Annotated in this window: 19 protein-coding genes; 12 read left to right on the forward strand and 7 right to left on the reverse strand. The window is 65.0% G+C overall.

What is annotated here, in order from left to right; genetic code table 11:
- From U4Y88_RS37060 to U4Y88_RS37090, 7 genes are all read left to right on the forward strand, one after another.
- On the forward strand, positions 1-751 hold a 751-nt coding region (locus tag U4Y88_RS37060; RefSeq protein WP_321789989.1), incomplete at its 5' end, for a serine hydroxymethyltransferase.
- Between the two features lie 18 nt (positions 752-769).
- Complete coding sequence (nrdR, locus tag U4Y88_RS37065) at positions 770-1,252, forward strand: transcriptional regulator NrdR (protein ID WP_224016313.1); 483 nt, start codon at positions 770-772, stop codon at positions 1,250-1,252.
- Between the two features lie 202 nt (positions 1,253-1,454).
- Complete coding sequence (locus U4Y88_RS37070; protein WP_321789991.1) at positions 1,455-1,991, forward strand: GspH/FimT family pseudopilin; 537 nt, start codon at positions 1,455-1,457, stop codon at positions 1,989-1,991.
- Positions 1,988-2,416: a hypothetical protein gene (locus tag U4Y88_RS37075; protein WP_321789993.1), complete on the forward strand. Its 429-nt coding sequence runs from the start codon at positions 1,988-1,990 to the stop codon at positions 2,414-2,416. Before U4Y88_RS37070 ends, U4Y88_RS37075 begins: the two co-directional genes overlap by 4 nt.
- On the forward strand, positions 2,413-3,219 hold the full coding sequence (locus U4Y88_RS37080) for a PilW family protein (protein WP_321789995.1): 807 nt from the start codon (positions 2,413-2,415) through the stop codon (positions 3,217-3,219). The genes U4Y88_RS37075 and U4Y88_RS37080 overlap by 4 nt, the downstream gene beginning before the upstream one ends.
- A complete protein-coding gene (locus U4Y88_RS37085; RefSeq protein ID WP_321789997.1) occupies positions 3,216-3,752 on the forward strand; it encodes a hypothetical protein in 537 nt (178 codons plus the stop codon). The genes U4Y88_RS37080 and U4Y88_RS37085 overlap by 4 nt, the downstream gene beginning before the upstream one ends.
- A 22-nt stretch (positions 3,753-3,774) precedes the next feature.
- Positions 3,775-4,203, forward strand: a complete 429-nt coding sequence (locus U4Y88_RS37090; RefSeq protein WP_321789999.1) for a type IV pilin protein — start codon at positions 3,775-3,777, stop codon at positions 4,201-4,203.
- Positions 4,204-4,250: 47 nt separating this feature from the next.
- On the opposite strand, the gene U4Y88_RS37095 is transcribed toward U4Y88_RS37090, so the two are convergent.
- From U4Y88_RS37095 to U4Y88_RS37105, 3 genes are all read right to left on the reverse strand, one after another.
- On the reverse strand, positions 4,251-4,730 hold the full coding sequence (locus tag U4Y88_RS37095; RefSeq protein WP_321790001.1) for a DUF3318 domain-containing protein: 480 nt from the start codon (positions 4,728-4,730) through the stop codon (positions 4,251-4,253).
- A 116-nt stretch (positions 4,731-4,846) separates the two neighbouring features.
- Positions 4,847-5,233, reverse strand: coding sequence for a phage holin family protein (locus tag U4Y88_RS37100; protein ID WP_224016294.1), 387 nt, complete (start codon positions 5,231-5,233; stop codon positions 4,847-4,849).
- A 367-nt stretch (positions 5,234-5,600) separates the two neighbouring features.
- The gene (locus U4Y88_RS37105; RefSeq protein WP_027817793.1) at positions 5,601-5,903 is read right to left on the reverse strand and encodes a DUF883 family protein; all 303 of its coding nucleotides are present in this window, start codon (positions 5,901-5,903) and stop codon (positions 5,601-5,603) included.
- Between the two features lie 395 nt (positions 5,904-6,298).
- Here U4Y88_RS37105 and U4Y88_RS37110 point away from each other — a divergent pair, with 395 nt between their 5' ends.
- Positions 6,299-6,937 carry a peroxiredoxin gene (locus tag U4Y88_RS37110; RefSeq protein WP_224016291.1) on the forward strand — a complete coding sequence of 213 codons (639 nt, stop codon included), beginning with the start codon at positions 6,299-6,301 and terminating at the stop codon, positions 6,935-6,937.
- A gap of 109 nt (positions 6,938-7,046) precedes the next feature.
- Here U4Y88_RS37110 and U4Y88_RS37115 read toward each other — a convergent pair whose 3' ends face one another.
- Positions 7,047-8,237, reverse strand: a complete 1,191-nt coding sequence (locus tag U4Y88_RS37115; RefSeq protein ID WP_321790003.1) for an acyl-CoA dehydrogenase — start codon at positions 8,235-8,237, stop codon at positions 7,047-7,049.
- 134 nt (positions 8,238-8,371) lie between these two features.
- On the opposite strand from U4Y88_RS37115, the gene U4Y88_RS37120 reads away from it, so the two are divergent.
- Positions 8,372-9,175 (forward strand): IclR family transcriptional regulator, encoded by an 804-nt coding sequence (locus tag U4Y88_RS37120; protein WP_321790005.1) that lies wholly within the window; start codon positions 8,372-8,374, stop codon positions 9,173-9,175.
- A 103-nt stretch (positions 9,176-9,278) separates the two neighbouring features.
- Here the strand turns inward: U4Y88_RS37120 and U4Y88_RS37125 are convergent, their stop codons facing one another.
- Both U4Y88_RS37125 and argF read right to left on the reverse strand, forming a co-directional pair.
- Positions 9,279-10,508 (reverse strand): argininosuccinate synthase, encoded by a 1,230-nt coding sequence (locus tag U4Y88_RS37125; RefSeq protein ID WP_065065236.1) that lies wholly within the window; start codon positions 10,506-10,508, stop codon positions 9,279-9,281.
- 120 nt (positions 10,509-10,628) lie between these two features.
- Positions 10,629-11,558 (reverse strand): ornithine carbamoyltransferase, encoded by a 930-nt coding sequence (argF, locus tag U4Y88_RS37130; RefSeq protein WP_310630443.1) that lies wholly within the window; start codon positions 11,556-11,558, stop codon positions 10,629-10,631.
- 520 nt (positions 11,559-12,078) lie between these two features.
- Between argF and U4Y88_RS37135 the strand changes: the two genes are divergently transcribed.
- Positions 12,079-12,426 (forward strand): DUF3579 domain-containing protein, encoded by a 348-nt coding sequence (locus U4Y88_RS37135; RefSeq protein WP_205995976.1) that lies wholly within the window; start codon positions 12,079-12,081, stop codon positions 12,424-12,426.
- A gap of 153 nt (positions 12,427-12,579) precedes the next feature.
- Here the strand turns inward: U4Y88_RS37135 and rpsT are convergent, their stop codons facing one another.
- Positions 12,580-12,843: a 30S ribosomal protein S20 gene (gene rpsT / locus U4Y88_RS37140; protein WP_224016278.1), complete on the reverse strand. Its 264-nt coding sequence runs from the start codon at positions 12,841-12,843 to the stop codon at positions 12,580-12,582.
- 495 nt (positions 12,844-13,338) lie between these two features.
- Here rpsT and murJ point away from each other — a divergent pair, with 495 nt between their 5' ends.
- Both murJ and U4Y88_RS37150 read left to right on the forward strand, forming a co-directional pair.
- Positions 13,339-14,889, forward strand: coding sequence for a murein biosynthesis integral membrane protein MurJ (gene murJ / locus U4Y88_RS37145; protein WP_321790007.1), 1,551 nt, complete (start codon positions 13,339-13,341; stop codon positions 14,887-14,889).
- Positions 14,890-14,897: 8 nt separating this feature from the next.
- Positions 14,898-15,737 carry a SirB1 family protein gene (locus U4Y88_RS37150; protein ID WP_224016635.1) on the forward strand — a complete coding sequence of 280 codons (840 nt, stop codon included), beginning with the start codon at positions 14,898-14,900 and terminating at the stop codon, positions 15,735-15,737.
- The last annotated feature ends 58 nt before the right edge of the window (positions 15,738-15,795 follow it).

Below are 15,795 nucleotides of genomic sequence, written 5' to 3' on the forward strand. Positions count from 1 at the left end.
CAAGCCGAAGCTGATCATCGCGGGCGCATCGGCGTTCGCGCTGCGCATCGACTTCGAGCGTATCGCCAAGGTGGCCAAGGCCGTCGGCGCGTACTTCATGGTCGACATGGCGCACTACGCGGGCCTGATCGCCGCGGGTGTCTACCCGAACCCGGTGCCGTTCGCCGACTTCGTCACCACGACCACGCACAAGAGCCTGCGCGGCCCGCGCGGCGGCGTGATCCTGATGAAGGCCGAGCACGAGAAGGCCATCAACTCGGCGATCTTCCCGGGCATCCAGGGCGGTCCGCTGATGCACGTGATCGCGGGCAAGGCCGTCGCGTTCAAGGAAGCCGCGTCGCCGGAATTCAAGACCTATCAGCAGCAAGTGGTCGAGAACGCACGCGTGCTGGCCGAAACGCTGGTCAAGCGCGGTCTGCGTATCGTCTCCGGCCGTACGGAAAGCCACGTGATGCTGGTTGACCTGCGTGCGAAGAAGATCACCGGTAAGGCGGCGGAAGCCGTGCTGGGCGCCGCGCACATCACCGTGAACAAGAACGCGATCCCGAACGACCCGGAAAAGCCGTTCGTCACCTCGGGTATCCGTCTGGGTTCGCCGGCGATGACCACGCGCGGCTTCGGCGTGAAGGAAGCCGAGCAGGTCGGCAACCTGATCGCCGACGTGCTGGAGAACCCGGAAGACGCAGCTACGATCGAGCGCGTGAAGGCGCAGGTCGCCGAGCTGACGAAGCGCTTCCCGGTCTACGGCTAAGCTCAGCGTCGAGCCAGTATGCGCTGCCCCTTCTGCCGGCATGAAGACACGCAAGTCGTCGACTCGCGCGTGTCCGAGGACGGCGCCGCGATCCGGCGCCGCCGCCGCTGCCCGGCCTGCGACAAGCGTTTCACGACGTACGAGCGGGTCGAGCTGGCGATGCCGGCGATCGTCAAGAAGGACGGCAGCCGCACGGAATTCGACCGTCGCAAGATCATGGCGAGCATGCAACTGGCGCTGCGCAAGCGGCCCGTTGCTGCCGATGCGATCGACGCGGCGGTCGCCCGTATCGAATACCAATTGCTCGGTAGCGGCGAGCGCGAGGTGCGCAGCGAGCGCCTCGGCGAGCTCGTGATGGGCGAATTGCGCGAACTCGACAAGGTCGCGTTCGTGCGTTTCGCTTCTGTCTACCGGCGCTTCGAAGACGTCTCCGAATTCGAGGACGTGATCGAGGAATTCCGCCGCGCGGGCGGTGCTGCAACGCCGCCGAAAAAGGGTTGAACGCGCGCGCCTTGCCCGCGTTTCCCGCCTGACTGTCGTTCCCTTCGTTCCCATCGTTTTCTCCCTGTCGTTGCTGCCGTCGTTCGTGACGCTTGCATTGTCGCGAGCCGAACGCGTGCGCAACAGCTAGCCGTTCGGCTAATTGTTCCGGTTTCGTTTCACCTCTAGAGTGATTGCAATCCCCAATCGATCAGGATTACAGATGAAATGCGCCGGCTTCACCTTGCTCGAAACCCTGGCCGTGATCGCGCTGTTCGCGATCTGCGTCACGGCTGCCGCCCCGGTATTCGTGGCGTGGCGCGTGCGCGACCAGGTGGACGCGCGCGCGAACGCCTTGCTCGGCACCTTTTCCTACGCGCGCAGCGAGGCGATCCGGCGCAAGGCCCGCATCACAGTTTGCCGGATCGACGCGGCGCGTCACTGTCTTGCCACGGGCAAGGCCTGTCCGTCCGGGCTCGCCGACTGGTCGTGCGGCTGGGCGGTCGTGGCCGAACAGGCGGGCGCGAGCGTGCTGCTGCGCGCCCAGCCCGCGCTCGACGAAATCGCCATCGCTTCCACGCTCACCGCACTCACGTTCACGCCGCCCGCCGGACAGACGATCGGCAGCCTGCGCAATTTCGATATCGCGCCGCGTGTCGCCGCGGCGTCAACGCGCGGCGCGGCGTGGCGCCGTTGCCTGCGCGTGGCGGCGGGCGGCCGCGCGCGCGTGAGCGAGGGTGCATGCGGAGCGGCGTCATGAGCGCGCGAGATATTAATCGCCGCGTGCGCGTGTCGGCGCGCGGCGCGGCGTTGCTCGAAGTCGTCATCGCGATGGCGCTCATGACAATGTGCGGTCTTGGGCTGCTGAACGCCCAGTTGGGGCTCGCGCGGCATGCGATGACGTCGGCGGCGCGCACGCGGGCGGCGTTCGTGGCCGATGCACTCGCGGAAGCCGCACGGACTGGTGCGCCAGCGTCCGACCTGTGGAAGTCGCGTGCGTCCACGCTCTTGCCGGATGCGCGTATCACGGTGACGAGCGCGGGCGGCGCGGCCTCGCTGGCGACGCTCACGTGGACGGCCTCGCGCGACGAAGCCGCGCCCGATGCGCAGCCGGCCGCCGCGGAATGCGAGAGCGGCGGCGAGCAGATGCGGCGCGCGTGTTTCTCGCTGGGGTTTGCGAAATGAAGCGCGCGTTCCGGGACGCACGGGAGCGAAAGGCGAGCGGCCACACGCTGCTCGAATTCACGATCGCGGTTGCGTTGAGTCTTGTGGTCGTCGCGGGTGCGCTGGCCGCCTATCGTTCGCAGCGCCAGGCATTCGCGTGGAGCGCCGACGCCGCGCGTATCCACGAAGCGGGCGTGAACGCGCTGATGCTGATCGGCGAGCAGATCCAGATGGCGGGCTTCGTCGCGGCCGATGCGCCGGGGCAGCTGGCCGGACCGCCGGTGTTCGGCTGCGCGGGTGGCCGGGTCGGCGGCGCGGACGCCAATCCGACCTGCGAAGCGCTCTCCAACCGCTCGGACGGACTCGCGCTGCGTTATCAGGGCGACGGGGAATCCACGTGGCTATCGACGAACGGACAGGTCACCGACTGCCTCGGGCAAGCGGTCGGCGCCAACGGCAGCGAAGTGCTCAACCGTTTCCACGCGAAGGCCAGCAGCTCGACCGGCGAGCCTGAACTCTACTGCGAGGGTTCCGGCAAGGCCGGCACGGCGCAGCCTTTGGTGGAGGGCGTCGAACGCCTGCGGCTGCGCTACTGGCTCGCGGGCGCGGCCCAGGCACTCGATGCCTCGGCGCTCGCGCGCGACCAGTGGGGCTCGGTGATCGCCGTCGACCTTTGCGTGCTCGTGCGAGGCGCGCCGCTGGCGCGTCGTATGCGTTACGTCGATTGCGACGGCGCGAGCGTCATGCCCACCGACGGCCGCGCGCGCCAGGCCTTCTGGCGGCACGTCGCCGTGCGTAACGTGCTGTCGATGTCGTCGTCATGATGCGCGCGGCGAGTGGTGGGGGGCTGCATCGTGCGCGCGAGCGCGGTGTCGCGCTGCCGGTCGTTCTGGCGATCGTGTCGATGATGCTCGTCACGTCGGCGGCGTGGTTCGAGTCGTCGCTGTTCGAGGCGCGCAGCGCCGCAGGCATGGCCGACCATCTGCGGTCGTTTCATGCCGCCGACGCCGCGCTCGTCGCGTGCACGCGAGCGCTGATCGGCGGAACTGCGGTCGCGCCAGTTACGCCTGCGCAGTCGGGCGAACCGACCGGCTGGAAGCGTCGCGAGACTTTCGAGGCGCAAGCCGCGTCGCCGCTTTCGTCGTGGCCAGGCGCGACGCGGGCGCCGCAATGCCTGGTCGAGGCGTGGCGCATCGCAACGCGTCCCGAGGCGCGCGCGTATCTCGTCACGGCACGCGGTTACGGCGCGACGGAGAACGCGCAGAGCTGGTTGCAGATGCAGGTCGTATTCGATGGCACGCGAGGCGAAAGTCGGGTCGAGCAGCACTGGCGGCGCGTCGTCACGCGGCCATTCTGACGGCACGGAACGAGGAGGGGAGATGACACGCAACGGTCGCGCGTTCACGTTGCTCGAACTGATGATCGCGCTGGCGGCGGCGGCGATTGTCGCGGCGTTTGCGTTGCCGGGCTGGCGCAATCAGATCGCACGCGGTCATCGGATCGACGCCGCAGCAGCGCTCTATCGCGCGGCGCAATTCGTCGATGCGCAAGCTCCATCGGTGGCCACACTGCCGTCGGGCATGGATCAGGCGCCGCCTGCGGGACGCGCGGTCTATCGGCTCAAACTGTTGCCGGGCGACGATACGAACGGCGGCTACGCGATCGCGGCCGCGCCGGTCGAGAGCGGGCCGATGCGCGACGACGCGTGTGGAACGTTCCTGCTGGATGCGGCCGGCGCGCGCGGCAACCGCATCGGCGGGGCGGATGCGGGCGCGGCACTCGTGCGCGACTGCTGGAGGGATCGATGAACGCGCGCGGAGTGATCGCGGGCGTGATGGGGAAAATCAGGCGGAAATCAGCCCGTGAGGTCGTCTTCTTCGGCGTAGCGACGCGAGCCGCCTTGCGGCGCGCCGCGCTGTCGGCGCACCTGCTGCCAGATGCGCCAGGCTTCCCACGCCGTGAAGGCGAGGCCGCCCCACTTGATCACGGGACGCGCGGCCGAAGCGACGCTGTCGCGCAGCGGTTTGGCGAGCACGAGCGAGGCCAGCGAGCTCAGCAGCGGATATTGCTTGAGCAGGCCGCCGAGTCCGGCACCGAGTCCCCCGGCGCTTGCGGCGCCAGTCGCACCGGCGAAGCCGGGCACGAGAAAGCGCAGCCAGCTGAAGTGCGTGACGGCCTCGCGCAACTCGACGACCGACTCGGCCATTTCGGCGCGCTCGACGCTGGCGCGCACGATCAGCAGCTCTTTGCGCAGCGCGCGCAATTGCGGCGTGGACAGGTCGCGGCCACGTGCGCGCGAGGGGCGGAAGGCGTTATCCGGTCGAGGTTGGCTCATGGCTTCGATTGGCTTCGATTGGCGGCGAGTAGTGGTCAAAAACCGGGTGGTCAAAACCCGGTTGGTCAAAACCGGGACGAACGCGGGCGGATGCGGCTGCGCGCGCGAACGTGAATCTACGGTTTGCGAAGGATCTCGCGGTCCTTCTCGAATTCTTCGAGCGTCGCCTGGAACACCAGCGGCGCATCGCGCAGTCCCTGACGCGCCTTGAACGCGCAGATCAGCGCAGCGAGCGCATAGACGAGTGTGATGGCGGCCAGGGCCTGCCAGCGCCAGGTGTCCCAGAACGCGATGGCGATCAGCGCGGTGAGGGCGATCAGCGCCATGGTCGCGAGCATCATCGCGGCCAGGCCGAGAAACAGCACGGCGAGCAGGCGCTCCTTTTCTTCGGCCAGCTCGATGCCGATCAACTCGAGCCGCGTCTGGATGATCGCGAACGCGGAGCCGAGAAGACGGCGCACCGGTCCATGTTCGTGTCGCTGCGAATGAGTGTCTGTCGTCATGGCGAGGGCGGGTGGCTCCGGCGTAGGGACGTACGCCGCTGACTTGGGCGGCTGCGCACAACCAACGGTTAAATGCTTAAGCGGGCAAACGGCTTATGCAGCTTAACGGCCTGGCGACTGCGCAACCGGGGTGACGCAAGGATTGCGCCCAGAAAAGACAGGCCGGTGCGGTGCACCGGCCTGCCGGCTAACGAATCTGCTGGCGCGATCGCGAGGCGAGCTGTTGCGCCGCGCGTGCCAGTGCCAGCGGATGAGCCATGCAATCGCCGCGCTCCGGCGCGTGTCCGGGCGCGTTGATGGCAGGCTCACGCCCTATGCTGGCCGCGGCGCGCGGGCGAGTCGCCCGACCGTGCCGGGTTCGTCGTACTTACTTTCGGTTGATCAGCAAGCCAACCAGCACGCCCACACCTGCGGCGATGCCGATCGACGTCCACGGATGTTCGTGAACGTAATCGTCGGTGGCGCGTGCCGCCTTCTTGCCTTTCTCGACCACGACGACCTGAACATCGGCCGCCTTTTCCTTCGCCTGCTTCAGGCGTGAGAGGGCCGTTTCGCGCAGCTCCGAAGCTCGTTCGCCGGTGGCGCTCGCCGCTTGCTTGAGCAGGTCCTCGGCATCCGCGAGGACGGTTTTGATATCGGACATCAGCCTCTCCTTATTGACCTCTGACATTGACTGGCTCCCATCGTGTCACATCACGCGTGAATCGTAACAAAGATACGGGCGCTGGCAAGCGTGACGCGCCGCCACGACGCCTGAATTCGCACGATTTGTACCCGCGAACACCGCGCGAAGGTTCGTGAACCCGCATTTGCGCTGCGTTTGCGCTGTGTTCGCGTCGCGCCCGACGGACACGAAACGCAAATGACGAATGATGATGGAGTTGATCTGGCACGTAAAGTTTCCACCACTCTTCTCAAAATTACAAAAATTCATACCGGTCTGACCCGATGTTTGTTCGGGCGCACGCTGCCGCCCTGTATGCTTGAATGTCTGTATCGAGTCTCTTGATCAACCCGGCGGTTCGCGCCGCGCGCCGCCTCACCACGTCCAAAGGAAACCGCACCATGAGCCTACGTCTTGGCGATACCGCACCCGACTTCGAGCAGGATTCGAGCATTGGTCGCATCAAGTTCCATGACTGGCTCGGCGACAGTTGGGGCGTGCTGTTCTCGCATCCGGCCGACTTCACGCCGGTATGCACGACCGAGCTTGGTTTGACCGCGAAGCTCAAGGACGAATTCGAGAAGCGCAATGTGAAGACGATCGCGCTGTCGGTGGATAGCACCGAGTCGCACAAGGAGTGGATCAAGGACATCAACGAGACCCAGGCGGCCAACGTCGGTTTCCCGATCCTCGCGGACGGCGATCGCACGGTCTCGACGCTCTACGACATGATCCACCCGAACGCGAGCGAAACGTTCACGGTGCGCTCGCTGTTCGTGATCGATCCGAAGAAGAAAGTGCGCCTCACCATCACGTATCCGGCGAGTACGGGTCGTAACTTCGACGAAATCCTGCGCGTGATCGACTCGCTGCAGCTCACGGACAACTATCAGGTCGCCACGCCCGGCAACTGGAAGCAGGGCGAAGACGTGGTGATCGTGCCGTCGCTGAAGGACGAGGACGTCATCAAGCAGAAATTCCCGAAGGGCTACAAGGCGCTGCGTCCGTATCTGCGTCTCACGCCGCAGCCGAACAAGTAAGCGCTGTCACGCAGACGCCGCAAAAGCAAAACGCCGCACGTTGGTCGAACGTGCGGCGTTTTTTTATGCGCTCACGACAGCGCAGCGTGCGTTGGCTTCGAAGCGGCGCTTAGAAGAACGCCTGAATGCCCGTTTGTGCGCGGCCGAGGATCAGCGCGTGGATGTCGTGCGTGCCCTCGTAGGTGTTCACGACTTCGAGGTTCACGAGGTGACGCGCCACGCCGAACTCGTCCGAGATGCCGTTGCCGCCGAGCATGTCGCGCGCGAGACGCGCGATGTCGAGCGACTTGCCGCACGAGTTGCGCTTCATGATCGACGTGATCTCGACGGCCGCCGTGCCTTCGTCCTTCATGCGGCCCAGACGCAGGCAGCCTTGCAGGCCGAGCGTAATTTCCGTCTGCATGTCGGCGAGCTTTTTCTGAATGAGCTGGTTCGCGGCGAGCGGGCGGCCGAACTGCTTGCGGTCGAGCACGTACTGGCGCGCCGTGTGCCAGCACGACTCCGCCGCGCCCAGCGCGCCCCAGGCGATGCCGTAGCGCGCCGAGTTCAGGCAGGTGAACGGACCGCGCAGGCCCTTCACGCCCGGCATGATGTTTTCTTCCGGCACGAACACTTCGTCGAGCACGATTTCGCCCGTGATCGAGGCGCGCAGGCCCACCTTGCCGTGGATCGCGGGCGCCGAGAGACCCTTCCAGCCTTTCTCCAGGATGAAGCCGCGGATGTCGTCCTTGCCGTCTTCCTCGAGCTTGGCCCAGACCACGAACACGTCGGCGATCGGCGAATTCGTGATCCACATTTTCGCGCCCGAGAGCGAGTAGCCGCCGTTGACCTTCTTCGCGCGCGTGACCATGCTGCCCGGATCGGAGCCGTGATTCGGCTCGGTCAGCCCGAAGCAGCCGATCCACTCGCCGCTCGCGAGCTTCGGCAGGTACTTCTGCTTTTGCGCTTCCGAGCCGAATTCGTGGATCGGCACCATCACGAGCGACGACTGCACCGACATCATCGAGCGATAACCCGAGTCGATGCGCTCGACTTCGCGCGCGATCAGGCCGTAGGCGACGTAGTTCAGACCCGGGCCGCCGTATTGTTCGGGGATGGTCGGGCCGAGCAGGCCGATTTCGCCCATCTCGCGGAAGATCGCGGTGTCCGTCTTTTCGTGACGGAACGCTTCCACCACGCGCGGCGCGAGCTTGTCTTGCGCGTAGGCGGCAGCGGCGTCGCGCACCATGCGTTCGTCTTCGGTGAGCTGCTGGTCGAGCAGCAGCGGATCTTCCCAATGGAACTGGGCGTGTGCGGCCATGGTGTCTCTCCTTCTCTTTTACTCTCGTAACCTCGAAATGGGCAATTTGCGCTTGACTTTGGTTCCGCTAAGCGGAACAATGTTTTGCAAATTGACTTTAGTGTATCACTAGCCCGCTTATGTCTGCATCTGAAATGAACGCCTCTTCATCGTTTGCGACCACGCTGGCGTCGGGTCCGATCGACGAGCGCAAGTTCGTGGTGGCGCTCGCGCGCGGGCTCGAACTGCTGCGCGCGTTCCGGCCCGGCGAGACGTTGCTCGGCAATCGCGATTTCGTCGAACGCACGGGGCTGCCGAAGGCCACCGTCAACCGGCTCGCCTACACGCTGACCGTGCTCGGCTATCTGCGTTTCGACGAGTCGCTGGGCAAATATGCGCTCGACGCCGGTGTGCTGTCATTGGGCTTCGCGCTGTTGTCGGGCACCGATACGCTCGAGCTTGCTCGGCCTCATCTGCGCGCGTTTGCGCGGGAAGTGGGCGCGGCGGTGTCGCTCGGCTGCCGCGACGGGCTCGACGTCATCTATCTGGAGACGATCCGCAGCGAAACGGCGCTCACGCTCGGTCTCGCGTCCGGCTCGCGGCTGTCGATGCTGACGAGTTCGATGGGGCGCGCCTATCTGGCGGTGCAGCCGCTCGACGTGCGCGCGGCGCTGTTCGCGGAGCTGGAAAAGGACGCGGGCGCGGAGGGCGCGGCGCTGGTGGAAGCGGCGAAGCGCGAGATCGAGACCTTCGGCAAGGAGGGCGTCTGCTATTCGTTTCGCGACTGGCACGAGGACGTCAACGCCGTCGCGGTGCCGTTTCGCGAGCCGCGCGAGCGGCGCTGGCTGGTGCTCAGTTGCAGCGGACCGGCTTCGTCGATGGGGCCGGAGGTGTTCCGCGAACGCGTCGCGCCGCTGCTGAAATCGCTCGCGCGGCGCCTGGGCGAAACCGTGCAGTAACGCTGTAGTCACGCTTCAGCGCGCAGGATCCGGACGAAAAAAAACCGCCCCGAAGGGCGGTTTTTTCATGACGCGACGCAAGTCGCGATCAAGCGGCGAACGCTTACTTGCCGCGTTGACGGCGTGCGTTCTCAGCGATGCGCATGCGCAGCGCGTTGAGCTTGATGAAGCCGCCGGCGTCGGCCTGGTTGTAGGCGCCGCCGTCGTCGTCGAAGGTCGCGATGGTCTTGTCGAACAGCGTGTCCTTCGAGTCGCGCGCGACGACCGAGACGCCGCCCTTGTAGAGCTTCACGCGCACCCAGCCGTTGACGTTCTTCTGCGTGTGGTCGATCAGCACCTGCAGCGCCTGACGCTCCGGCGCCCACCAGTAGCCGTTGTAGACCAGCGAGGCGTAGCGGGCGAGCAGGTCGTCCTTCAGGTGCGCGACTTCGCGGTCGAGCGTGATCGATTCGATGCCGCGGTGCGCCTTGAGCATGATCGTGCCGCCCGGCGTTTCATAGCAGCCGCGCGACTTCATGCCGACGTAGCGGTTTTCGACCAGATCCAGACGGCCGATGCCGTGCTTGCCGCCGAGGCGGTTCAGTTCCGTGAGGATCTCGGCCGGCGTCATGCGCTTGCCGTTGATCGCGACCGGGTCGCCGTGCTCGTATTCGATGTCGACGAATTCGGCGGCGTCCGGTGCCTGTTCCGGCGACACCGTCCAGCGCCACATGTCTTCCTCGGCTTCCGCCTTCGGGTCTTCGAGGTGGCGGCCTTCGAACGAGATGTGCAGCAGGTTCGCGTCCATCGAGTAGGGCGCGCCGCCCTGGCGGTGCTTCATGTCGATGGGGATGCCGGCGTTTTCCGCGTAGGCGAGCAGCTTTTCACGCGAGAGCAGATCCCATTCGCGCCACGGGGCGATGACCTTGATGCCCGGTTCGAGCGCGTAGTAGCCGAGTTCGAAGCGAACCTGGTCGTTGCCCTTGCCGGTCGCGCCGTGCGAGACGGCTTGCGCGCCGGTCGCGCGGGCGATTTCGATCTGGCGCTTGGCGATCAGCGGACGGGCGATCGAGGTGCCGAGCAGATATTCGCCTTCGTACAGCGCGTTGGCGCGGAACATCGGGAACACGAAATCACGGACGAACTCTTCGCGGAGGTCGTCGATGAAGATGTTTTCCTGCTTGATGCCCAGTTGGAGCGCCTTCTTGCGCGCCGGCTCGAGTTCCTCGCCCTGGCCGATGTCGGCCGTGAACGTGACGACTTCGGCGTCGTAGTTATCCTGCAGCCACTTCAGGATGACGGAGGTATCGAGGCCGCCGGAGTAGGCGAGCACGACTTTCTTGATATCGCTCATGGTGAATCCGTAACGGGTGAGATCTGTGCGCATCGGCGGCCCCGACGCGCGGAAAACAGTATTTTGACACCAAACGGGCCGCGCGCCGCGCTTTCGCTGCGGTGCGCGGCGCTGAGGGTGTTAGTGGTTCAGGCGGCCGAGCAGCAGGAATTCCATCAGCGCCTTCTGGACGTGCAGGCGGTTTTCCGCCTCGTCCCAGACCACGCTCTGCGGGCCGTCGATCACTTCGGCGCTGACTTCCTCGCCGCGGTGCGCGGGCAGGCAGTGCATGAACAGCGCGTCGGCGTTGGCGCGCGCCATCATTTCCTTGTCCACGCACCAGTCGGCGAAGGCCTTCATGCGCGCTTCGTTTTCGGCTTCGAAGCCCATGCTGGTCCACACGTCGGTGGTCACGAGATCCGCGCCCGCGCAGGCTTCGTTCGGATCTTCGAACACTTCGTAGAACGGCTTGCTTTCCGGTGCGACGAGGGCCGGATCGAGCTGATAGCCCGGCGGCGTGGAAATGCGCAGCTTGAAGCCGAGGATTTCCGCGGCTTCGATCCACGTGTACAGCATGTTGTTGGCGTCGCCGACCCACGCCACGGTCTTGTCGCGGATCGGACCGCGATGCTCGTAGAACGTGAAGATGTCGGCCAGCACCTGGCAGGGGTGATATTCGTTCGTCAGACCGTTGATGACCGGCACGCGCGAGCTTTCCGCGAAGCGGCGGATGATGTCCTGGCCGAACGTACGGATCATGATGATGTCGACCATGCGCGAGATGACCTGCGCCGAATCCTCGATCGGCTCGCCGCGGCCGAGCTGCGTGTCGCGCGTGTTCATGAACACGGCGTGGCCGCCCAGCTGGAAGATGCCCGCTTCGAACGAGAGACGCGTACGCGTGGAACTCTTTTCGAAGATCATCGCCAGCGTGCGGTCGTGCAGCGGGTGATAGGTCTCGTAGTTCTTGAATTTGCGCTTCAGGATGCGCGCGCGCTCCAGCACATATTCATAATCGTCAAGGGAGAAATCCTTGAACTGCAGGTAATGGCGTATGGTCCGGGAGGTCATGAAACGAAAACGGCGCCCGATCCGGCCTCGAACTGCAGGATTGGGCCGGCGACGCCGCTGCGGTTGGTGGTAAGTCAATGCAGCATAAAGGATTTTGCGCATTTTGACGAGTCGCGCAAAACGGCCGGCCGATGGGCGATGAGGGCGCTGCTTCGGCGGACGGCAACGTTTCGACACATCGTCGAGGACCTTGTGTGCGGTGCGTCAAAAGAGCTGCTGCGCTATAATCTTGTCGATTTCTCAGGCACGACGGCGGGCTTTCGGCGTATCACGCAAGGCCCGCGGGAGCGGCCTGTGCGTGGGTCCCCTGCGTCTTGCATAGCGAGACGTTGCGCGGGCCGACATGCGCGGTCGGCTGTTCCCCTTTCCATCGGATTGTCCTTGCGCGCGGCCATCGGGCGAACCGTCCGGGGCTGGAGACCCGCGAAAGCAGCGCGAAAAGCGCGAACGGCGGCGCGCTCGTGCCCTTGTTTCAGCCGCACGAAATACGCGGCGCCGCGCAGTTACACAGGACCCTTACATGGCCGACGACGCTCCTACCGAATACTTCATTCAAGGCATCACCAGCAAGGGGAAGAAGTTTCGACCGAGCGACTGGTCGGAGCGTCTGGCAGGCGTGATGTCGAGCTTCGGCCCGAAAGCGTCGGCCAACGCGCGCGGACCGAACGCCTATCTGCGCTACTCGCTCTACGTGCGCCCGACCATGATCGGCGATCTCAAGGTGGTGGTGCTCGACTCGCGTCTGAAGGACATCGAGCCGATGGCCTTCAACTTCGTGCTGAATTTCGCCAAGGACAACGATCTCGTGGTGACCGAGGCGTGCGAACTGCCGCACGATCACGCGACGCAGCAGGGCAGCGGCCGCTGATCGCCGCGCGCCACAGCCCTTCGCGAATGACCCGCTTCGGCGGGTTTTTTTACGCCCGCGCCAGGTGGGCGCGTGGGCGACGAATGCGCAGATAACAAAAAACCCGCCGAAGCGGGTTTTTCATTCAGCAAAAACGGGAAGTTCCCGAATCGCTTAGGCCATTGCCTTGATAGCAGCCGACAGACGGCTCTTATGACGAGCAGCCTTGTTCTTGTGGACGATCTTCTTGTCCGAGATGATGTCCAGCGTCTTGGCCGATGCCTTCAGGATTTCAGCAGCCGCTGCCTTGTCGCCGGCGTCGATTGCCTTGCGAACAGCCTTGATTGCGGTGCGGAACTTCGAGCGCAGTGCCGAGTTGTGTGCGTTTGCCTTCGTCGCTTGACGGGCGCGCTTGCGTGCTTGTGCGGAATTTGCCATGTTGGTTCCTAATGTTTCAGGAGCGTGCGCCGGTGTTCAGCCAGCGTGTGCAGCGCTCTGTGCCTGGATTTGCGCCGGGGAAGTCCCGAGGAACACCCGTAGCGCAAAACGGTATTTGCCAGCAGAACAACTTGCCAGCTGCGCCTCTTGTGCCAAACCGCAAAGGGGACCGATTGAACAGCCGCTTTGCGCTTTCTTTCCAAGGCGCGCGAGATTTTCTCCGGAACGCTGACGCGACCCGAAACCGCGAATTATAGCAACGAAATCAGAGGCATGGCAATCGCGTGACGATTGCCGCGAGCCGGGGGCGCTGGGTACACAGGGGGACGCGGCGGAAAATCCGGCGTCCGCAGTGCACAAATCGACGGAAATCCGGCGAACGCTGCGCCCGCGTAGCGGTCAGAATGGGCTCGCCGCGGTGTCGGAAGACGCTGCGGCAACCTTGACGCCGCGCATCGCCGGCGTGACTGACGGCACCCGTATAATAAGCGCCCCATGAATCTATTCAGAGCCCTGCTGACGGTCAGCGGTTTCACGCTGCTGTCGCGCGTGACCGGACTGGCCCGCGAGACACTGATCGCCCGTGCTTTCGGCGCGAGCCAGTACACCGACGCCTTCTACGTCGCGTTCCGCATTCCCAACCTGCTGCGCCGCATTTCGGCCGAAGGCGCGTTTTCGCAGGCTTTCGTGCCGATCCTCGCGGAGTTCAAGAACCAGCAAGGCCACGACGCCACCCGCGCGCTCGTCGATGCCACCTCGACGGTGCTCGCCTGGGTGCTCGCCGCGCTCTCGCTGCTCGGCATCTTCGGTGCCTCGTTCGTGGTGACCGTGGTCGCCTCGGGCCTGAAAAGCGACGGCCAGGCGTATCAGCTTGCCGTCGTGATGACGCGCATCATGTTCCCGTACATCGTGTTCATTTCGCTGACGTCGCTGGCCTCGGGCGTGCTGAACACGTACAAGCAATTCTCGCTGCCCGCGTTCGCGCCGGTGCTGCTCAACGTCTCGTTCATCACGGCGGCGGTGGCGTTCGCGCCGCACATGAAGCAGCCGGTCTACGCGCTCGCGTGGGCCGTGATCGTCGGCGGCGTGCTGCAGTTCATCGTGCAGCTGCCGGGGCTGAAGCGCATCGACATGATGCCGCGCATCGGCCTGAATCCGCTCAAGGCGCTCGCGCATCGCGGCGTGAAGCGCGTGCTCGCGAAGATGATGCCCGCCATGTTCGCGGTCTCGGTCGCGCAGATCAGCCTGATCATCAATACGAATATTGCTTCGCGGCTGGGCGCGGGCGCGGTGTCGTGGATCAACTACGCCGACCGCCTGATGGAATTTCCCACGGCGCTGCTCGGCGTGGCGCTCGGCACGATTTTGCTGCCGAGTCTCTCGAAGGCGCACGTCGACGCCGATCCGCACGAATATTCCGCGCTGCTCGACTGGGGCCTGCGCGTGACCTTCCTGCTGGCCGCGCCGTCGGCGGTCGCGCTGTTCTTCTTCGCCGAGCCGCTCACGGCCACGCTGTTCCACTACGGCAAGTTCGACGCCAACTCGGTGATCATGACGGGCCGCGCGCTGGCCGCGTACGGCGTGGGTCTCGTCGGCCTCATTCTGATCAAGATCCTCGCGCCCGGTTTCTATGCGCGCCAGGACATCAAGACGCCGGTGAAGATCGGCGTGGGCGTGCTGATCGCCACGCAGATCAGCAATTACATCTTCGTGCCGATCTTTTCGCACGCGGGTCTGACGCTGTCGGTGGGCCTCGGCGCCTGCATGAACGCGCTGCTGCTCTTTATCGGCCTGCGCCGCCGCGGCATCTACATGCCGTCGTCGGGCTGGACTACGTTCTTCGTGCAACTGCTCGGGGCATGCCTCGTGCTGGCAGGGGCGATGCACTGGTGCTCGATCAGCTACGACTGGATCGGCCTGCGGCACGAACCGCTCGCGCGCATCGCTTTGCTCGCAGCCTGCCTGGTTCTGTTCGCGGCGCTATATTTCGGTATGCTGTGGCTGATGGGCTTCAAATACGCATACTTCAAGAGGCGCACGAAGTGACGACGACGATGAACACGCGGGTGCTGGATTATTTCAGCACGCTCGTTGCCGAGGACGATAGCCTGCCGCTCACCGAAGCGGCGCTGGCGATCGCGCAGGACGCCTACCCGGACCTCGATCTGCAAGGCACGCTCGCCGAAATCGACGAGCTCGCGCTGCGCATCAGCAAACGTATGCCCGAGGGCGCCGACCTGCGTCAGCAGGTGGCGCTGCTCAACCGCGTGTTCTTCCGCGAAATGGGTTTCGCGGCCAATCTGAACGACTTCTTCGATCCCGACAACAGCCATCTGCATGTCGTGCTGCGCCGCCGGCGCGGCATTCCGATTTCGCTCGCGGTGATCTATCTGGAGATCGCGGGCCAGCTCGGTCTGCCGGTGCAGGGCGTGTCGTTTCCGGGGCATTTCCTGCTGCGCGTGGCGCTGCCCGACGGCGACGCCATGCTCGACCCCACCACGGGCCGCGCGCTCACCGAGTCCGACATGGTCGAAATGCTCGAGCCCTATGTGGCGAGCGCGGGCGATTCGGTGGCGCGCGCGCTGCGCATGCTGCTCGAACCGGCCACGCGGCGCGAGATCGTCGCGCGCATGCTGCGCAACCTCAAGTCGGTGTATCTGCAGACCGAGCGCTGGGAGCGCCTGCTCGGCATCCAGCAGCGTCTCGTGATCCTGCTGCCGTACAGCATCGAGGAAGTGCGCGACCGCGGTTTCGCGTATGCGCGGCTCGACTATCTGCGTCCGGCGCTCGAAGACCTCGAACATTATCTCGACGAACGCCCCGACGCCGAGGACGCCACGGTCGTCGAATCGCAGTTGCAGGAATTGCGTCAGCGCACGCTCGACAACGACTGAGACGCCGCGCATCGTGCACGCAACCCGTGCACGCGATGCCGACAAAAAAGCCCGCGAA

This window comes from Paraburkholderia sp. J94, from assembly GCF_905220285.1.
Classification (GTDB): Bacteria; Pseudomonadota; Gammaproteobacteria; order Burkholderiales; family Burkholderiaceae; genus Paraburkholderia; species Paraburkholderia tropica_A.

What these genes read in the sequence shown, in the direction of transcription:
- argF (WP_310630443.1), bottom strand. Translation starts at nt 11,558, where the DNA reads ATGACCTCCCGGACCATACGCCATTACCTGCAGTTCAAGGATTTCTCC.
- U4Y88_RS37070 (WP_321789991.1), top strand. Translation starts at nt 1,455, where the DNA reads ATGAAATGCGCCGGCTTCACCTTGCTCGAAACCCTGGCCGTGATCGCG.
- U4Y88_RS37095 (WP_321790001.1), bottom strand. Translation starts at nt 4,730, where the DNA reads ATGAGCCAACCTCGACCGGATAACGCCTTCCGCCCCTCGCGCGCACGT.
- U4Y88_RS37090 (WP_321789999.1), top strand. Translation starts at nt 3,775, where the DNA reads ATGACACGCAACGGTCGCGCGTTCACGTTGCTCGAACTGATGATCGCG.
- U4Y88_RS37125 (WP_065065236.1), bottom strand. Translation starts at nt 10,508, where the DNA reads ATGAGCGATATCAAGAAAGTCGTGCTCGCCTACTCCGGCGGCCTCGAT.
- U4Y88_RS37100 (WP_224016294.1), bottom strand. Translation starts at nt 5,233, where the DNA reads ATGACGACAGACACTCATTCGCAGCGACACGAACATGGACCGGTGCGC.
- U4Y88_RS37110 (WP_224016291.1), top strand. Translation starts at nt 6,299, where the DNA reads ATGAGCCTACGTCTTGGCGATACCGCACCCGACTTCGAGCAGGATTCG.
- murJ (WP_321790007.1), top strand. Translation starts at nt 13,339, where the DNA reads ATGAATCTATTCAGAGCCCTGCTGACGGTCAGCGGTTTCACGCTGCTG.
- U4Y88_RS37105 (WP_027817793.1), bottom strand. Translation starts at nt 5,903, where the DNA reads ATGTCAGAGGTCAATAAGGAGAGGCTGATGTCCGATATCAAAACCGTC.
- U4Y88_RS37115 (WP_321790003.1), bottom strand. Translation starts at nt 8,237, where the DNA reads ATGGCCGCACACGCCCAGTTCCATTGGGAAGATCCGCTGCTGCTCGAC.
- U4Y88_RS37150 (WP_224016635.1), top strand. Translation starts at nt 14,898, where the DNA reads ATGAACACGCGGGTGCTGGATTATTTCAGCACGCTCGTTGCCGAGGAC.
- U4Y88_RS37085 (WP_321789997.1), top strand. Translation starts at nt 3,216, where the DNA reads ATGATGCGCGCGGCGAGTGGTGGGGGGCTGCATCGTGCGCGCGAGCGC.
- U4Y88_RS37120 (WP_321790005.1), top strand. Translation starts at nt 8,372, where the DNA reads ATGAACGCCTCTTCATCGTTTGCGACCACGCTGGCGTCGGGTCCGATC.
- U4Y88_RS37135 (WP_205995976.1), top strand. Translation starts at nt 12,079, where the DNA reads ATGGCCGACGACGCTCCTACCGAATACTTCATTCAAGGCATCACCAGC.
- U4Y88_RS37075 (WP_321789993.1), top strand. Translation starts at nt 1,988, where the DNA reads ATGAGCGCGCGAGATATTAATCGCCGCGTGCGCGTGTCGGCGCGCGGC.
- rpsT (WP_224016278.1), bottom strand. Translation starts at nt 12,843, where the DNA reads ATGGCAAATTCCGCACAAGCACGCAAGCGCGCCCGTCAAGCGACGAAG.
- U4Y88_RS37080 (WP_321789995.1), top strand. Translation starts at nt 2,413, where the DNA reads ATGAAGCGCGCGTTCCGGGACGCACGGGAGCGAAAGGCGAGCGGCCAC.
- nrdR (WP_224016313.1), top strand. Translation starts at nt 770, where the DNA reads ATGCGCTGCCCCTTCTGCCGGCATGAAGACACGCAAGTCGTCGACTCG.